The organism is Desulfatibacillum alkenivorans DSM 16219, from assembly GCF_900142135.1.
Taxonomy (GTDB): Bacteria; Desulfobacterota; Desulfobacteria; order Desulfobacterales; family Desulfatibacillaceae; genus Desulfatibacillum; species Desulfatibacillum alkenivorans.
Map to the genome: position 1 here is coordinate 1 of NZ_FQZU01000042.1, position 17,829 is coordinate 17,829.

At 55.0% G+C, this 17,829-nt stretch carries 11 protein-coding genes; 4 read left to right on the forward strand and 7 right to left on the reverse strand.

The genetic code is table 11. The annotated features are described in order from the left end of the window. On the reverse strand, positions 1-177 hold a 177-nt coding region (locus tag BUE18_RS28825), incomplete at its 3' end, for a transposase family protein (RefSeq protein WP_139264556.1). A 448-nt stretch (positions 178-625) separates the two neighbouring features. On the opposite strand from BUE18_RS28825, the gene BUE18_RS22880 reads away from it, so the two are divergent. After that, positions 626-1,534 (forward strand): SDR family oxidoreductase, encoded by a 909-nt coding sequence (locus BUE18_RS22880; RefSeq protein WP_073478485.1) that lies wholly within the window; start codon positions 626-628, stop codon positions 1,532-1,534. A gap of 557 nt (positions 1,535-2,091) precedes the next feature. Further along, on the forward strand, positions 2,092-2,970 hold the full coding sequence (locus tag BUE18_RS22885; protein ID WP_073478486.1) for an alpha/beta fold hydrolase: 879 nt from the start codon (positions 2,092-2,094) through the stop codon (positions 2,968-2,970). 901 nt (positions 2,971-3,871) lie between these two features. On the opposite strand, the gene BUE18_RS22895 is transcribed toward BUE18_RS22885, so the two are convergent. The 6 genes from BUE18_RS22895 to BUE18_RS22920 all read right to left on the reverse strand — a co-directional run bounded on the left by BUE18_RS22895 (position 3,872) and on the right by BUE18_RS22920 (position 15,266). After that, the gene (locus BUE18_RS22895) at positions 3,872-5,893 is read right to left on the reverse strand and encodes an alpha amylase C-terminal domain-containing protein (RefSeq protein ID WP_073478488.1); all 2,022 of its coding nucleotides are present in this window, start codon (positions 5,891-5,893) and stop codon (positions 3,872-3,874) included. Position 5,894: 1 nt separating this feature from the next. Continuing rightward, positions 5,895-7,460: a glycogen synthase gene (locus BUE18_RS22900; RefSeq protein WP_073478489.1), complete on the reverse strand. Its 1,566-nt coding sequence runs from the start codon at positions 7,458-7,460 to the stop codon at positions 5,895-5,897. Positions 7,461-7,542: 82 nt separating this feature from the next. Next, positions 7,543-11,835: an amylo-alpha-1,6-glucosidase gene (locus BUE18_RS22905; RefSeq protein ID WP_073478490.1), complete on the reverse strand. Its 4,293-nt coding sequence runs from the start codon at positions 11,833-11,835 to the stop codon at positions 7,543-7,545. A gap of 83 nt (positions 11,836-11,918) precedes the next feature. Beyond that, a complete protein-coding gene (locus tag BUE18_RS22910; protein WP_073478514.1) occupies positions 11,919-12,947 on the reverse strand; it encodes an aldo/keto reductase in 1,029 nt (342 codons plus the stop codon). Positions 12,948-13,036: 89 nt separating this feature from the next. Next, positions 13,037-14,902 carry a sugar phosphorylase gene (locus tag BUE18_RS22915; protein ID WP_073478491.1) on the reverse strand — a complete coding sequence of 622 codons (1,866 nt, stop codon included), beginning with the start codon at positions 14,900-14,902 and terminating at the stop codon, positions 13,037-13,039. A 22-nt stretch (positions 14,903-14,924) separates the two neighbouring features. Further along, a complete protein-coding gene (locus BUE18_RS22920; RefSeq protein WP_073478492.1) occupies positions 14,925-15,266 on the reverse strand; it encodes an STAS domain-containing protein in 342 nt (113 codons plus the stop codon). Between the two features lie 110 nt (positions 15,267-15,376). Here BUE18_RS22920 and BUE18_RS22925 point away from each other — a divergent pair, with 110 nt between their 5' ends. After that, positions 15,377-16,564, forward strand: coding sequence for a DegT/DnrJ/EryC1/StrS family aminotransferase (locus BUE18_RS22925; RefSeq protein ID WP_073478493.1), 1,188 nt, complete (start codon positions 15,377-15,379; stop codon positions 16,562-16,564). A gap of 193 nt (positions 16,565-16,757) precedes the next feature. After that, the gene (locus tag BUE18_RS22930; protein WP_073478494.1) at positions 16,758-17,828 is read left to right on the forward strand and encodes an iron-containing alcohol dehydrogenase family protein; all 1,071 of its coding nucleotides are present in this window, start codon (positions 16,758-16,760) and stop codon (positions 17,826-17,828) included. Position 17,829: the final 1 nt, after the last annotated feature.

The following is a 17,829-nucleotide window of genomic DNA, read 5'->3' on the forward strand; positions in this document are numbered from 1 at the left end:
TTTTGACAGCCATCGCTTTCGTTTTTTGCCGAAATTCTCAATTTGCTCGTATGTGTCAGCCCCGGATACCACGGCGCATATGGCCATGACGATGATGTCTATTAGTTTATGCAGCGCGTTATGATGCCGGGGATCTTGCACGGTCTCGAAATACTGGTCTATGGTGCGTTCTTCCATGAGCGCCTCCTTTGTTTAAGTCGCCCACAGACCTTACACCAGTGCTTTAAAAAAGTCTAGTTGAAAAATATTTATAAGTATTTCAAGTTATTATAGATGTGCTACCATATACTGCACCCTGAAGCCCGTCTTTTTTTACATGCGTATGCCCTGCAAGGCGCCGGGATTCCGCCGAACGGGGGGGAACCCGACAAATAATGGCGAACGCTCGCTCTGATTTGAACTTTTACTTCCTGGATTCTATTATTTTTGTACCTCCCCTTGGCAATGAATGTAGAAATTTGGGTGGATCGTTTATTTTCGGGGCATTTTTGTCTTGACTCATGTTTAATAAGGTGGTTTTTGTATTCCTTCTAAGATGAAGCCAGTCGGCTTTGCCCATCGGAACCACCATAATACATAAACAGCCCAAGGGCGAGGGCCCGGGCGGAAAAGCAGGAGGAGTAGGATGGCTGATATCAGATTTGACGGAAAAGTGGCTATAGTAACCGGAGCAGGCGCTGGAATCGGCAGGATGTACGCCATGGAACTGGCCGCCAGGGGCGCCAAGGTGGTGGTCAACGATCTCGGCGGCGCACGCGACGGCTCCGGGGCCAGCACCTCCGCGGCCGACAAGGTTGTGGAAGAAATCAAGGCCGCCGGCGGCGAAGCAGCCGCCAACTACGACAACGTGGCCACCATGGAAGGCGGCGCCAACATCGTGCAGACCGCTGTGGATAATTTCGGCAAGGTGGACATCCTGATCAACAACGCAGGCATTCTGCGGGACCGCTCCTTCCTGAAAATGACGGAAGAGGAATGGGATCTGGTGATCGCCGTGCACCTTAAAGGCGCTTTCTGCGTGACCCAGCCCGCCGTCAAGCTCATGAAGGAAAACGGTTACGGAAGGGTCATCTTCACTTCCTCCACTTCCGGCCTGTACGGCAACTTCGGCCAGTGCAACTATGGTGCAGCCAAAATGGGTGTTGTGGGCATCATGAACACCCTCAAGCTGGAACTGGCCAAGTACGACATCAAGATCAACACCATCGCCCCCACGGCGTACTCCCGCATGACCGAAGACATCATTGACGAGAAAATGGGCGCAAAACTTCGTCCCCAGTTCAACTCTCCCATGGTGCTTTACCTTTGCTCCGAAGACAATCAGACCACCGGCCAGATCTTCGTCATGGGCGCAGGCTGGTACGGCAGAACCGCCATCGTCTCCGGCGACGGCGTGTGCATCGGAGACGCTGAAAGGGACATCACCCCCGAAGAAATCCGCGACAACTGGGACAAGATCGGCGATCTCGCCAACGACAAGCCCCACGACAGCGGAACAAGCATCTTCAGCTACATGATGCCTCTGCTTTCCTAATGACAGGTTGTAATCGCCCCTTGTCGTGACAAGGCGGCTGTTATGAGGCCAAGCCGGCCGTTCGGGATTCGCCCGGGCGGCCGGTTTTTTTTGGGGGCGTCATAGATTCATGCACCGACAGCCCCCCGGCGCCTGCCGCTGCATTTTGATCGTTGCACCCGAGCGGCCTGTTGGGGAATCCAGGGGCCGTTTCCTCGTGTATTTGGAGCGGCCATGGCAGCGTGGTGCACCGCCATGTCCGCAGAGCAACACGCCGTTCGGCTGTATGGTCAGCTGACGTCCTATAACGCGCCTTCATGGACAGCGTTCCCAATGCCTGAAATCAAAGACGCTTTAATCGTTCCACGGCCGTTTTTTCACGAAACGGCCTTCAAACGAAATGCAACTATTCCAAAATAATCCATAATTTTATGGAGCTATAAGGTTATTGATTTTTTGAGAGGCGTCCATGGAATGCTTGGAAAAAATCCGGATTGGCCTTCTATTTGCATCGATATTCTCAGAACGAAGCCAAAAACTGTTCATGGGCATTACGGCAAAGAGGAGGGACGTACTCAATGGAAACAAAGCATCACACCCTGAATGAAGGAAGAATCCTGGCCTATGGCGAGTTTGGGAAACCGGGCGGCGTCCCGGTGTTTTATGCGCACGGCGGCCCTGGGTCCCGCCTGGAAGGGGCCTTATTTCATTCCAAAGCCCTGGAGCGGGGGTATCGATTTATTGCCACGGATCGCCCGGGCATGGGAGAATCAACATTCCTGGAAAACCGAAAGCTGCTGGACTATCCAAAAGACCTGGAAGAGCTTGCAGACGCTTTGAATATTGGGAGATTCGGCGTCATGGGATGGTCGGGAGGAGGCGCCCACACCACGGTTTGCGCGTATGCTTTGCCGGAGCGCCTGCTTTTTAACATCACTTGCGCAGGCTATACGAATTTTTCGGAACTGCCCGACGCGGAAAAATACCTGGAATCCAAGGCGGATCAGGTTGCCGTCGGCCTGTCCAAATCCCACCCCCGCCTGTTTAAAATGTTTTTCGACTTGATGAATTTCAGCGAAAAAGTCGCCCCGGAAGCCGCCTATGACGCCTTTATGAAAAAACTGTGCCCCAGCGATAAGGAAATATCCGCGCAGCCGGAATTCAAGGAATTGTTTCTTAACGATCAGCGCGAAGCCTTCAAGCAGGGGGCGCAGGGCGTGACCACGGACGCGGCGGTCCATTATGTGGACTGGGGATTTTCCTTGTCCGAAATACAATGCAGGCTGCACGTATTTCACGGAACGGCGGATCACATGGTTCCTTTTGAATTCGGTTTGAACCTGGAGCAAAATGTTCCGGACTGCATCCTCCACAGGCTGGAAGATCAGGGCCATTTGTTTCCCTACAAATACATGGATGCTATTTTTGACGCTGCAGACGAGGAAATCAAGGGATGAGGATTTTAACCGCCATTCCAGGGCGTCCTGGCAAGGCAGTATCCCGCCTGGGTCGCATAAGCGACCTGTAATTCGATCGTTCAGAGTGTCGAATCCCTATATTATGAACAAAGGGATGGCCTCCATCAAGACGGGTGGCCCAGGCAAAGCAGTATCCTGCCTGGGCGCGCCAGCGCAGTAGGTGCGACCTTTTTTGCATGTGGAAACCGGAAACTTCCAGCGGACGGACGCTCTGTCCAAAACCGAACAAAACCAGAAATTCGACCCACCCTGTCCGCCGCCGAACTGACCCAATCTTCAAACGATCTGAAAATCATCCAAAAATAATCCATGATTTTAATGGTATACGAAGTTATTGAGTTTTTGAGAGACGTCCCCGAGAACACGAGAACACCAACATCCCGAGCGTCCCTGTCGGGAATCCAGCGTCTCCATTTTTTAAGATATCGCATCAAATCAATGCGTTGCGGAAAGAGACGTAGGTTGGGTAGAGCTTGCGAAACCCAACAAAATTAAATGGTTGTCAGTAATAACCTGTACTGGCGCACTCTGTTTCCAATCCCAGAAACAAAACCAATTTCAATCGCTCCTCCGCCTTCTCACTTCAAAAACGCCCACAAACAACCCAATAGATGCTACGAATAATACATGACATCAGAAAGATATACAGTTATTGAGTTTTTGAGAGACATCCCCCAAAGTCTTTGAGTTTTTGAGAGACATCCCCCAAAGTCTCCGGGATTGGAGGTTTTGGACTAATTGTTTGAGCAGATTCTCAGCATTGTAAGTCCTGGAATTCGGAATCTCGGGAAACTGCGCATCAAATTGAATAAATACTTTATGCTTCATGATCGACGCCTACGGTGTATTGAGAGACCCTGGGATGCGATTTGGCTGTCTCCTATTTACTCGCGGCCAAAACCAACGCCGTTCTGGAAGGCAGGTACAGGCTTAGGTAGTTTTCGTCCTTTTGGGGGCCGGGCTGGGTGAAGTGTTGGATGTCCCGATCCTGCCTGCCGTGGCCTCCGTAGGCTTGGCGATCCGTATCCAGGATGATGGAATAAGCTCCGGCCGGGGCGGGGATTATGCAGTCCGCATAGGATTCCGTGGGATGGAGGTTGAAGGCGAAGACCAAACCATGGCGGAAAAAGGCCAGAATTTTTTTGTCTTCATCCTCTCTTAAAATCACGGGCGCCTGGCCCGAGGGCAGGGCGCTTTTTTTTGCAGTCTCGATCATGTCCCGGTCGAACCGCCCCAAGAGGCCGTAGCGCAGATTGGGCGCGTCCATCAGGCTCCATTGCCGGCGGGCATAGTGATAGGACCAGCCGTTGCCTTCCCTGGGGAAGTCGATCCATTCCGGATGCCCGAACTCGTTGCCCATGAAGTTCAGATACCCGTCCCCGGCTGTGGCCAGGGTGATCAGCCGGATCATCTTGTGGAGGGCCATGCCCCGGTCCACCCGGAGGCTTTCGCGATCCAGGGACATGTACCAGAACATATCGTCCTCCAGCATGCGGAAGATGAGGGTCTGGTCGCCCACCAGAGCCTGGTCGTGGGATTCGGCGTAGCTGATGGTTTTTTCGTCGGCCCGTTTGTTGGTCAGCTCGTGCCACAATCTTCCCATGTGCCAGTCTTCGTCCCGTTGGTCCTTCAGGAGCTTGATCCAGTAGTCGGGCACGCCCATGGCGAAGCGGTAGTCAAAGCCGTACCCGCCTTGCTTTTCGTCCATGGCCAGGCCGGGCATGCCGGAGACGTCTTCGGCCACGGTGATGGCGTTGGGATTCAAGGTGTGGATCAGGCGGTTGGCCAGGGCCAGATAGGCCAGGGCGTCTTCGTCCGTGTTTTCGGTATAATAATCGTCGTAGCAGGTGAAAGCCTTGCCCAGGCCGTGATCTTGATACAGCATGCTGGTGACGCCGTCGAACCGGAACCCGTCCACGTGGAACTCGTCCAGCCAGTAGCGGCAGTTGGACAGGAGAAAGTGCAGCACCTGGGGCTTGGAATAGTCAAAGCAGCGCGATCCCCACGCCGGATGAGTTCCGCGCTCCCCGTCGTGAAAATATTGATAGGGCGTGCCGTCAAAGCACGAAAGCCCCTCCACCTCGTTGGAAACCGCATGGGAATGGATGATGTCCATGACCACGGCGATCCCCATGCCGTGGGCTGCGTCGATCAATTCCTTGAGCTCCTCGGGCGTCCCGAACCGGGAGGAGGGCGCATAAAAGCTGGAAACCTGATACCCGAAGGATCCGTAATAGGGGTGTTCGGGCAGGGCCATGACCTGGATGGTATTATAACCGGCCTTTTTAATGCGCGGCAGGATTTTTTCGCGAAATTCGTTGAAGCAGCCGACCTTGGGCTCTTCCTGGGCCATGCCCACGTGGGTTTCGTAGATTAATATAGGCTTTTCCGGGATGAAATCCGTGTGCTTCCAGGCGTAGGGCTTGTCCGGCTTCCAGACCTGGGCGTTGAATATGCCGGTCTGCCAGTCCTGGACCACGCGGCGGGTGTAGGCAGGGATGCGGTCTCCCTCGCCCCAGGCCCATTTGATTTTCAGGCGATAGACGTCTTCATGATGCAAAGCCCGCCGGGGCAGGCGGATTTCCCAGGCGCCGTTTCCGTCGATTCTTTGAAGGCGGTGGGATTCCTTTTCCCGCCATTCGGTGAAAGGCCCAATCAGATACACTGCGTCGGCGTTGGGCGCCCATTCCCGGAAGATCCACTCGCCGTTCCGGAAATGCAGCCCGAAAAACTCGTGGCCCGAGGCGATTTCCTCCAGGCTTTTTCCCTTGGGGACAAGCCGGTCGTGCATGGCGCGGATTTTGTCCTCGCGCCGGAGAATATCCTGTAAAAAAGGCTTGAGCAGCGGGTCCGAACGAACCAGACCGGGCGCCTTTTCCTTGGACCCGCCTTGTTTGGGCATTTTAGGATTTGGTTTTTTCATCAGAAGATGACTGGGAGGATTTCTTTCCGCCCCCGCCGCCTATCAGCGGCCTGTGGAGCATTTTTTCGTAAAGATCAATATACGCCCGTGCGTTAACTTCGTGATTGAAATTCTCCTTGCCGTGGAGCATCACCCGCTTGACCTGGGCTTCCCGCACTTCCGGAGGCAGAAAGTAAAACTCCATGGCCTTGTCAATGGCCCACCAAAGGCCTTGCGTGTCCTGGAACCGGTACAAAAAGCCGTTGCCCTTGTCTTGCTGGGCGTTCATCTGCCAGACCGTATCATGCAGGCCGCCGGTGTCGTGGGCCACGGGCAGGGACCCGTATATGGCGCCGATCATCTGGGGCAGGCCGCAGGGCTCGAAGCTGGACGGCATGAGCACAAAGTCCGAGGCCGCAAAGGCGATGCGGGAAAGCCTTTCGTCGAAATTCTGGACGGCCACCCTTTCCTCAAAGCCATGATGCAGCACAATATCCCGGAATATTTTTTGATACTCGCCGTTGGCCACCACCACGATCTGCAAATTGTTGTCCCAATACTTGGAAATTACATCGTACATGATGTCTGCAAGAAGCTGGCAGCCTTTCTGCACCGGATCCAGCCGGGACGGCCAAAAGAAAATCGGAGCCTTGTCGTCCTGAAGCAGGCCCAGGTTTTGCTGGATATAGCGCTTGTTTTCCAGCTTGCCGCGCACGTGGTCGTCCGGCCCGTATGCGGCGGGCAGGGATTTGTCCGTAGCCGGATTGTACGACGGGTCCGGGGCGTTTAAAATGCCTGTGGCGCACTCCGCATGCCATTTGTTGGCCAGCTCCTGCTTGATGGGCTCCTGGATGAAATGATGCTGGCCTTCGATGATTTCCATCAAAAAGGTTTGGCTGACCGTGTTAACGAAGTGAGCGCCGAATACGCCGCTGGTCAAAAAGTCCACCTTGTTGTTGTTGCGGCTTTCTTCGTAATTTTCCGGCGGGCGCTCATAGAATAATCCCTGCCAGAACGACGCCGCGTCAACACCCCGATCCTCGATCTGTTCCAGGGTGTATTTTTCCGTATGGATGTTGTGAATGGTGAACAAGCAGGGAATGCCCATCCACCGCGCCTGGCCCGGGATAAGCCCGGTCATCCAGTCGTTGCAATGGATCAGGTCCGGCTGTACCCGGGGGATGATATGGTTGATGACCTCCCGTTGAAAGGCCAGGGAGATTTTAAAATTTTCCTGGGGATAGTTGGAATACACCCCGCTTTGATAGAAAAAAGCGCGGTCTTCCGCCAGATGAATGCGGTCTTCGGGCATGTTGCTGCGTATGGTGCTCAATTCCTTGCGCATAACAGGCCCCACGCCCGAGTAAAATACGGTGCGGAAATCCGGCAAGGCCACGTGCACGTCAGCGCCTTGCTTGAACAGGGCCGAGACCAGGGCCGCCGAAACGTCGGCAAGGCCTCCGGCCTTGGCGCGAAAATAGTTGGCCATATTCCCCATGCCGGGGGGCAGGTAAGTCACTTCGGGGGTTACAATTAAAACCCTGGGCTTTTTTGTGTCTTTAACCATGATCCTATCTTAATCCCGGGCAAGCCCGAATCACTGCATTACAGGGAGCGGCGCGCCGTCCGTCCCCGGATTTTCAGTCAAATTATTCTTTTCCTGGCGTCAGCTTTTTAAATACCCTGTAAAACTCGCTGGCGCCCCACGCCTGGGCGTCGCATCCCCGATTCTTGTGGGGATAGTCTCCGTCCATGACCTCGGGCGGATGCCCATAAACGCCTTGTCGCAGCAGCCGTGCGCTGCTCATAAGCCAGGCAAGGGCCGTATCCCTGGCGTCCGGCCAGACCATGGCGTAGGCCTCGCAAAATGAGGGGAAGACCCAGGTCCAGGCTGTCCCGTTGTGATACGCGGGCTTGCGCCGGGTATCCTCATCCCCCTCGTAAGTCCCAAAATAGGGGCGAAGCGGATCGTTCAGGGCCTTGCCGTTATCCGTGACAGCCAAAGGCGTTTGCACAGGCCGATCCGCCAGGCTGCGAATGGCGCCCGGAACAATCAATTCCCGGCATGCCCGCACGATCGACCGGCTGATCGTCAAATCCCTGACTGCGCCCAAGGTAACCGCAAATAATTGGTTGGGCCTTAACGCGTCGTCAGCGCGTGCTATTTTTGCAGCGTCTCCCTGATTGCAATGCAAACAGTCTGCCAGAAAATCCAGGTCCGGGCGAAAAAAATACTTTGCCAAAGATTGGCTCGCCCGGATAGCTGCTTCCTTGTATTTTTCATCAACTGAAGAGGCGAAGTCAAGGGCTGCATACCACAAAGCCTGAATTTCAACCGGGTATCCCTGTCTGGGGCTTCCGGGCGGGTAGTTGGTGTCCATCCAGGTAAAATGAGACGGGCTGTATACCAGGCCCGATTCCGGGTCCAGGCGCACACCGTTAGGCGCGCCCGAGCGGATGTTTTCTATCAGGGATTCCATGACCTGCCAAAGGCTTCGGCCTCCGCAGTCCTGGCCGAGAAAACCCATGCCGCCGCCGGCCTCCACATAATCCCTGCACGCCGTGAAAAACCATAACGGCGCGTCCGAGGTGTCCCGGTTTCCTGCGTCGGCCCCGCGGATCATGTTGGGAATGGTTCCCCGGTCCTCAAAGGCCGCAAATTGTTTAAGAATGGCCCCGGACTCCTCCAGCCTGCCCGCGGCGATCAAACCCCGCAGGAAAATCAACGAATCCCGTCCCCAATCCAGAAACCAGGGGTATCCCGCAATGACGGTTTTTTCCTGATCCCGTTTGACCACATAGTGCGTCATTGCCTGATGGGCCAGTTCCCCGGCGGATTGGGTTTCCGCCTGAAACAGGGACGGAGCGCTCATCAAATTGGTTGTCTGCTCAGACGGCCGCACGGCTTCAGCCTCCTCATTGACGGCGCAGACAATCCGGACCGAATCCCCGCCTTTCAGGTCTATGGAAAAATAGCCCGGCGAAAACAGGTCGGAGTCCGGGTCCAGGCCGCGTTGGGCCTCCAGTTCCCGGTGGACCATGTAATACCATTCCGGCGCCTGGAAAAATCGGCCTTTGTCCGCGCTAAGGCTGAGCGTTCGTTGAGGATGCGGCTGAAAGTTAAAGCCCCGGTCAAAGGGCTTTACCGCCCCGGGAAAAATATCTTCCGGCCCGGCGTAGGCCTTGGTCACGTCATGAAAGCTCCGGTCCTCCACGTCAGGACGCAAAATCAGGCTTATCGCCCGGTCTTTGGGAAGGCGATCCTTTTGCCCCGAGGCGACATGGCGGCGCACATGCATCACAATGGCGTTTTTGCCGGGAAGCATTTCCAGGCCGAAACTCAAAACCACATGCTGGCCCTGGCCGCAGGGCGCGGAGAATTTCCAGAATCCCCTGGAGTCCATGTCGGCCCGAAAGGCATCCAGGCACGTGCTGTTAAGCTCCCGCGAGTGCCCCTGATAGACCGCCCAGGCCCGGCAGCGGGCAAGCATAATCCACCGGTCCACGGGTACGGAAGGATCGAGATTGGCGGCCAGCAACGCGTCATAGCGGGACTTCAATTCCCCCCATGCCGCATGGGCGCGCATCATGCCGCCTCGTCCGTTGGTCCCCAACAGCATGGGTGCGTTTTCCTGAATTTCCTTTCCCTTGTAAATATTGGAAATGGCGGGACCGTCAGGGAAGGGGAGCAGCAAAAGCGGATTTTCCGACCTTTCGCATGCGCCGTTTTCATAGACTTCCATATGAATCTTTAAAAATTCCATGCGGGTGGGCTGTTCAAACGGCATGAAAAGGCAGAAAAAATTATCCCCGGTGGAATCCATCTCTCCCTGCATCCTAAAGCTGCGTTCACAGGCAAGCACCCTGGCTCCGCGCACAACCCTGGCGGAAAAAGGATGCTTTGCAAATACGATCAAAAAATGCCCCGGCGGAATCATGACCTCGCGTTTTTTGTCCCTGGGCCAATGCCACGGGATGATGCCGGGCGCTTCGTCCTGGCGCTTGAACTCTGCAATAAAGGCTTCCGGGTCTTTCTCCAGGGAATTCGCCAGCAAGTCCGGGTTGATTTCTCCCAAGTGGCCCGTGCCTTTGAAGCAACGCAGCACGGACAGGGCTTTGGCTTTTAATCTCTGGCGTACAATAAACCGCGATTCCCCCGCGCCGTCGCCGGAAATCAGTTCCAAATCCTCCCGGTCAGGCGTGAGGCACATGACCTGGCCTGGATTGAGGTTGACGGCCTGTAGTCCGTTTTCAAGCGTGGTTTTAACCTCAAATCTAGTGAGGAGATCCGTGTATTCCACGCCGTCCATGCCCGCGTTATGGGAGGACCACGAAGCCCGGACCGGGTTTTCGCAATCCAGGTTCACCAAAACCAAAACCCTCTTGCCCGTGGATTTGTGCAAACGCAGTAAAACGAGAAACTCGCCGTCCCCCTGTTGGATCATGGCCAGCCAGACTCCGCTGCCAAAACACGGATGATGTTTCAGTATGTTTGACAGCCTTTGAATGGCTTCCACCTGATTGACCGGCGAGCCCCAGTTCAAGGAACAAGCCTTATGCACGTCGATTTTTTCCTCGGCCAGCCATTCCACTCCGTTTGCAAAGGCAAAGGCGCCGTTGGGCGCGCATAACGCGCACAGGGCGGTGCGCATTTTGGCGTAGGTGTGGGATGTGGCCGCCAGACGGGCGTTGTCGTGGGTTTCGGCGAAATTCAGCATGATCCCCACGCTGCCGGACAACTCGATGGCGCCGGGCAGGTAATGTTCAATCTGGCTTCTTTCGTAATTCTGAAACAATTCCGAATAGGCCATGTCAAAATTGGACCCATCCAAAATCGCCCGGGTTTGCCATAGGTGTCCGCCCAGACCCTCCAACAGAAACACTGCGTCGGGAAACTGCTCCCGCACTTTGGCCAGGATGTATTTCCACGCTTCCGCAGGGATCATATAACCCGCGTCGCACCGAAACCCATCCACTCCGCGCCTGCACCATTTCAGGAACACGCCCGCCATGAATTTCCACAAGGATTTGTGGGAGTAGTCCAGTTTTGTCAGGTCGCCCCACACCACGCCCCAGGCGCCCGGACGTTCGATTTCGCCGTCTTCCGTCCTTGCCAGCCATTCGGGATGGGTTTCATGGAGCCGGGCCGCCCAGCCTGTGTGATTGATGGCGATGTCCAAAAAAATTTTAGCGGAGCGGGCGTGAATTGCGTCCACAAGCTCCTTGAATTGCTCCATGGGAGTGGCCCTGGGATCGAATTCCGCCAGGGCCGGATCCACGCCCCTGAAGCTGAGCGCCGCGTAAGGGCTGCCGAATCTTCCCATTTTGGCGTAGGTGGTGGGCGTGGGATGAATGGGTAAAAGCTGGATGGTGCGGCATCCCAGGACGTCTATGATAAAGTCGAGTTCCTTGATCAGGTCCCGGAATTTTCCCGAGGGCGGGATGACGGAGAAGCCTTGCTTGTCAAGATCCGCCAGCAACTCCTGGCGGGATTCGGACGTCTGGCCTTTTCCCGCTTTGTTCGGGCCGAACTGGCGCACAAAGGCGTTATACAGGGTGTTGTGGCAGCAGAGGTCCGCGGGCTCGACGTTGAGGACCGTGTTATCGCCCTCAGGCCACAAGGGCAGGCTTGTTCCTTGTTCCAAAAAATAGCATTTGCATTGAAAATGGCCGGGATCGCAAACAGGCAGAGTCAGGATGAACCGGCCGCCGCCAAGGGGCGCCATGGGGATATCAAACCAGTCATGGCCCAGGGGATGCTCCCCCAACTCCGTTTCCCGAATGATTTCACGCCGGGTGACGGGCGCCTGATCCAGGTTGGTCCTGAGCCAGGCCGCGCCTTGCAAACGACTTGGCGCCTGGAGGGTAAATGTAACCGTGTCTCCTGCAAACAGCAGCAGGGATTTTCCTGGTTCGGGGCGCTGATTGATCTGATATTCCACGGTTTATACCCATAACAGCTCTATAATTTTAAAAATGAAATATATCTTCTAAGTATTTTCATGCCTTAAGCAGCCCGTTCTTTTCAGGGCGCGAGTTTGGCTTCCAGTTCCCGAAACAAGGCCAGGTTTTCCGCCAGCAACTCAGGCACGGGAAGCCCGTAAGGGCAGCGTTCGGCGCATTCCCCGCACTGGGTGCACTCCTCGATCCCGCTTACCGCAGGCTTGGACATGGCCACGGCAATAGCCTCCCCAAGCCTGTGGATTATGGGCCGGAACATAAGGGACTCGGGGATCATGATCCCCTGTTCACAGGGCAGGCAGTACCCGCACCGGTGGCAAAAACTGCCGCCCAGTTCCTTTTTGACGGCTTCCATTGCCGCCTGGTCCGCATCCGTCAGGGGCTGGCGATTCTCGTACAGGTTTATAACTTCGTCCGCCTCCTCGATGCTGGAAAAGCCCGGAATGGGAACCACATGGGAGTGCTGCTGGAGGAACTTGAAGCAGAGATCGGCGCTCGACAGCATGCCGCCGCCCAGGGGTTTCATGCCGATGATGCCCATATCCCGTTCTCGCGCGGCGGGAAAGAGGTCCGTGTCCGCATCGGTCTCAACGAAATTAAAGGGGAACTGAACCGTGTCGAAATATCCGGTTTCAATGGCTTTTAGGGCGACGGACCGAGCGTGCGACGAAATCCCGATAAAGCGCACCTTGCCGGCCTCCTTGGCCTTGAAGGCCGCTTCCAGGGCGCCGCCCGAGGCCAGGATTTGTTCCAGATCCACCGGCTTGGTGATGCTATGGAGCTGAAACACGTCTATGTAATCCGTGGCCAGGCATTTCAGGCTGTTTTCCAAATGCCGGTTCAAGCCCTCCGCTCCGCGTTCCAGGCTTTTGGTGGCCAGGACCACCTGATCCCGCACCGAACCCAGGGCGCGGCCCAGCTTGCTCTCCGAGTCTCCGTACATGTTGGCTGTGTCGTAAAAATTAATGCCTCTTTCAAAGCAGTGGCGCACCACCTCTTCCGCCTGGTCCGATCCCAACCCTACAATGGGAATGCCTCCAAATCCAAGTTCCGACACCACTATCTCTGTCCTGCCTAAACGCACTTTTTGCATGGAGACCTCCCTTTCCCGGGATTTTTGCCAGTTTTTTGAAAAAGCCTGCACACGCGGCTTTCTCGCCGATTTTTTTACGGCTGAAAGCTCTATTTGGCAGGGGTCAGCCAAAACACGTCATAAGGCTCCATTGTTAATTGCAGATTAAAGCCCTTGTCGGTTACAAAGGTCCGCCTGTCGCCGGAAAGAATCTCCACAAAGCGGTTGCAGTGAATGCCCGTTGTGTTGCATGGTATCTCCACCACAATTTGGTCGCCCGACACGTTTGTCAAGGCCAGAAGCGGCTGGCCCGCCTCCTGGCAGGTGCGTTTAACGCAAAAAACCGAGGGGTGCAGATTCAGCACATCCTGAGGGGCGTTGGGGTGAAAGGCGGTTTCCTTCACGCGTTTGGCGATCATGCGGCCATACTGGTTGACCACTTTGTAGGTGGTGCTTTCCGGGTTGTTTAGGCCTTCTTTCAGGCTGCTGTAATCCAGAACCATGCGGTTGATGCTGCGGGTGTGTTTTTCCGCAATAACCGCTTCAGCGTCGTTTTTTGAACCCAACAGGCCATGGAAGTAAATTCCCGGCACGCCCATGAGCGCCAGGGCGATGGAGCGAGACGCGCAGAAGCGCTTCACCTGAAAATCGTCGTCTTCGTCCGCATCCTCGCGGTTGATGGCCGACCACCAGGTGATATTCATTTCATAGGGGCTCAAGTTGCCGTCCCCGTCGTCTTTGTAAGAAATAAAGCCGCCATGCTCGATCACCCGCCACGCCATAAGCTCAATTTCCTTGGAAGTCAGGATCTCTTTGACCGGAGTGACTCCCACGCCGTCATGGGAGTCCAGAAAATTGAAATAAGTAGCGGTTTTGGAGACTTGCCCCAAAGAGGAGGCCCATTTGGTCAGGGCCGTGGCGTCCCCGTTCTGAAAGGCGTGGAGCACCATGGGCGGCAGGGCGAAGTTGTATATCATGTGGGCTTCGTTGCTGCCGTCGCCGAAATAGGTGACGTTCTGGTCGTGGGGAACGTTGGTTTCCGTGATCAACGCAGCCACCGGCGCTACGGCGTCGATAATCAGCCTGAACAGCTGGATGATGGCGTGAGTTTCCTTTAAATGCACGCAATGGGTGCCCAGTTCATGCCACAAATAGGTCACGGCGTCCAGGCGCAGTACGTCCGATCCTCTGCGGATGTAATATAAAAGGATCTGTATGGTTTTTAAAAGCACCCTGGGATTTTTGAAGTTCAGGTCGATCTGATCGGGCGAAAAGGTGGTCCAGACCCATTTGTATCCGTTGTATGTGGAAAATTCGCTCAGGATGGGTGTGGGCCGGGGCCGTGTGATAATCTTTAAATGCTCCTTGGAAATAGCCTCGCTGGTGGAAAAAACGATGAAGAAATCCTGAAAGTCAGGCGCTCCGTCCCGAAACTCGGCGAACCACTTGCTCTTGGAAGAGACGTGATTGAAAACCCCGTCAAACATCAAACGAAAATCCGACTTTAATTGGTCGATGTCCTCCCACGTCCCCAGCCGGGGGTCCACTTCCTCGAAATCGATGACCGCAAAGCCCCGGTCCGAGGAGTACGGAAAAAAAGGCAACAAATGCAGGGTGTTGATGGTTCCCCGCAAATGGCGTTCGCAGAAATAGGTGAGGGTGTCCAGAGGGGACATGCGGTCGTCATGCAGCAGGTCCCCGTATGTAATAAGGATGACGTCCTCTTCGGTAAATCGGTTATGGGCGTCAAAATCCTGTTCAAATTCAATCATTTCAGGAGATTTATGCGCGTAATAGACCTTCATGAGGCGGAGGACTTCAGACTGGTAAATCCTGGCCTCTTCCTCCCCGTACAGAATCGTCAGTTTTTCAAGAATTCCCTGAGCCGTCTCCTCTGAAATTTTATGCAAAGGGCGCTCGTAATCCGGTTCCAACAGGTGGAAGCGCTGCCTGCCTTTTCTACGTGCTCTGGCCATATCTTTTCATTTTCCGCTTTGATTAGGAAAAGCTTTCAACAGCTTCTTTGACGTCGTCAAAGGATTCGAAAACCTGATCCAGGTGAGTAATTGCTAATAGACTATTGACCGTTTCATTGCATCCGGCAAGCCGCACGTCTCCTCCGTTTTGCCGCGTGACGGCGATCCGGCTGACCAAAGCGCCCAGACCGCTGGAATCCATGGCTGTAGTTTCCGAAAGATCAACGACAAGGCGGTTTATTCCCTGATCCACAATTTCTTTGAGGGTTTGCCGAAATTCTCCGGATTCGTCCGCCCGGAGTCGTTCCGGAGCGTGGATAACGGCTATTTCGCCGTATTTTTCGTGCCGCGTCCTCACCGACATGGTGGTTTCCTCCGTATTTTGATTATCCTTGCACTTGGCCTTTGACTATGACATACGCTTGATGATTAAATCAAGTTTTTGGCTGAACGCCCTAATAAAGGAGGATATAGATGCCCGGATTCGAAATCTTTTCAGATGAGGAACGCAGGGAAGTCAATGACGTGTTGGAAACGGGAGTGCTCTTTCGCTACGGCTTTGACGCCCAGAGAAAAGGACGCTGGAAAGCCAAGACCTTTGAAAAGGAATTCGCAGACAGGGTAGGCGTTCCTTACGCTCATTTATGCTCCAGCGGCACCGCCGCGTTGGTTATCGCCCTGGCCGCCTGTGGAATAGGGGCGGGCGACGAAGTCATCATTCCGCCTTTTACCTTTGTGGCCAGCTTTGAATCCGTCATGGCGGCGGGCGCCATTCCGGTTTTCGCCGACATTGACGAAACCCTGTGCCTGGACCCCAAGTCCGTGGAAAAGGCCGTTACAGAAAGAACCAAAGCCGTGGTTCCCGTGCATATGTGCGGCTCCATGGCTCAAATAGACGCTCTCAAGGACCTGTGCGGCCAAAAAGGCCTGATTCTGGTGGAAGACGCCTGCCAGTCCGTTGGCGCCACGTTTAAGGGCCAGGCCCTGGGAACCTTTGGAAAGGCCGGCTGTTATTCCTTTGACGCGGTAAAAACCATCACATGCGGCGAAGGCGGCGGCGTGGTAACGCCTTTCAAGGAAGTTTACGAAAGAATCGACCAGTTTGCAGACCACGGCCACGACCATATAGGCAATGACCGGGGCCTGGAAGGGCACCCCATAACCGGGCTTAATTTCCGCATCAGTGAACTTGGCGCCGCCGTAGGACTTGCACAATTGAGAAAACTTGATAAAATCCTGGAAATCCAGCGTAGCAACAAATCCAGGATCAAGGAAGCCATGACCGGACTGAACGGCGTCACTTTCAGAACATTGCCCGACCCGGAGGGAGACTCGGCCACCTTCCTGTCTTTTTTCCTGCCGGACGAGGATCAGGCCAGGGAATGCGCAGGCCAGCTCGCCAAGGCCGGGGTAGGGGGATGCCCTTATTGGTACGACAACAACTGGCATTACATCAGGGCCTGGGACCACCTGAAGCAGCGTTCCTTCCCCAGCCGCCAGACCCTGGAACTGGTGGATACGGCCCCGGATTACGCCAATCTGGACCTGGCGCAATCCCACAAAGTCATGGGCAGAACCATTTCCATGCAGATCATGCTTGGCTGGACGGACCAGGATATTGACGATCGGATTGCAAAAATCCGCCAGGTCTTCGGAGCGTGATTACAACGAAAAAGGGCGCAGGTCGGATGGTTCCGCGCATTGGACATTAAGGAGGATGCAATTCCTGCCGCTGGATGCGCAATTAGAGCCTAAAACGCGAAACAGGAAACGCGGGTTCATCCGACATAGTGAGTCATAATCCTTTAAAACAACAGCCCGTCTTATTGGCGGGGCTTTAAAAGAGGAATATAATATGTATCGCAACTTCAGAATGGTATCGTATGTGGTCTTTGGCAGGGGATGCTATAACCAGACCAAGGACATCCTAGGGCAGCAACGGGACAAAGAAAAGTCCGACATGGTGTATCTGGTGGACGACGTGTTCAAGGGAACCGAGTTCGGCGACAGCATTCCTCTCCAGGGCGATGACATGCTCATCTGGGTGAACGTGGACGACGAGCCCAAAACCAAACTGGTGGACGCCTTGGTGGAGCAGATCAAGGACGGCATGGACAAGAACCCCGCCGGCATCGTGGGCGTGGGCGGCGGCAGCGCCATGGACCTTTCCAAGGCCGTTTCCGTCATGATGACCAACGAAGGCTCTTCCGCCGAGTACCAGGGCTATGACCTGCCCAAGAATCCCTCTTTGTATCACGCGGCCATTCCCACGCTGTCCGGCACGGGCGCGGAAGTCTCCCGCACGTGCGTGTTGACGGGTCCGGAAAAGAAACTGGGCATCAACTCCGACTATTCGGTGTTCGATCAAATCATCCTGGACCCGGAACTGATCCGCGGCGCCCCGGACGAACAACGCTTTTATACAGGCATGGATTGCTACATCCATTGCATCGAGTCCCTGGAAGGCACCTTCTTAAACGAGTTTTCCAAATCCTACGGCCAGAAATCCCTGGAACTCTGCCGTGAGGTCTTTTTGAACAAACGCACCGAGGAATCCGAAGACAAGCTCATGATGGCCTCCTATTGCGGCGGCATGAGCATCGCTTACTCCCAGGTGGGCGTCTGCCACGCCTTGTCTTACGGCCTGGCCTACGTGCTCGGGACGCATCACGGCATCGGCAACGCCATTGTGTTTGACTATCTGGAGGAGTTTTACCCCGAAGGCGTGAAGGAATTCCGCATCATGCTGGACAAGGCCGGCGTGGAGCTTCCCAGGGGATTGTGCGCCAACCTGACCGAAGAGCAGTTCGAAAAGATGATCAACGTGTCCCTGGCCATGGAGCTTCTGTGGGAAAACGCCCTGGGCAAGGACTGGAAAAAAATCATGACCCGTGAAAAAGCAAGAGAAATGTTTGAGAGGATGTAAA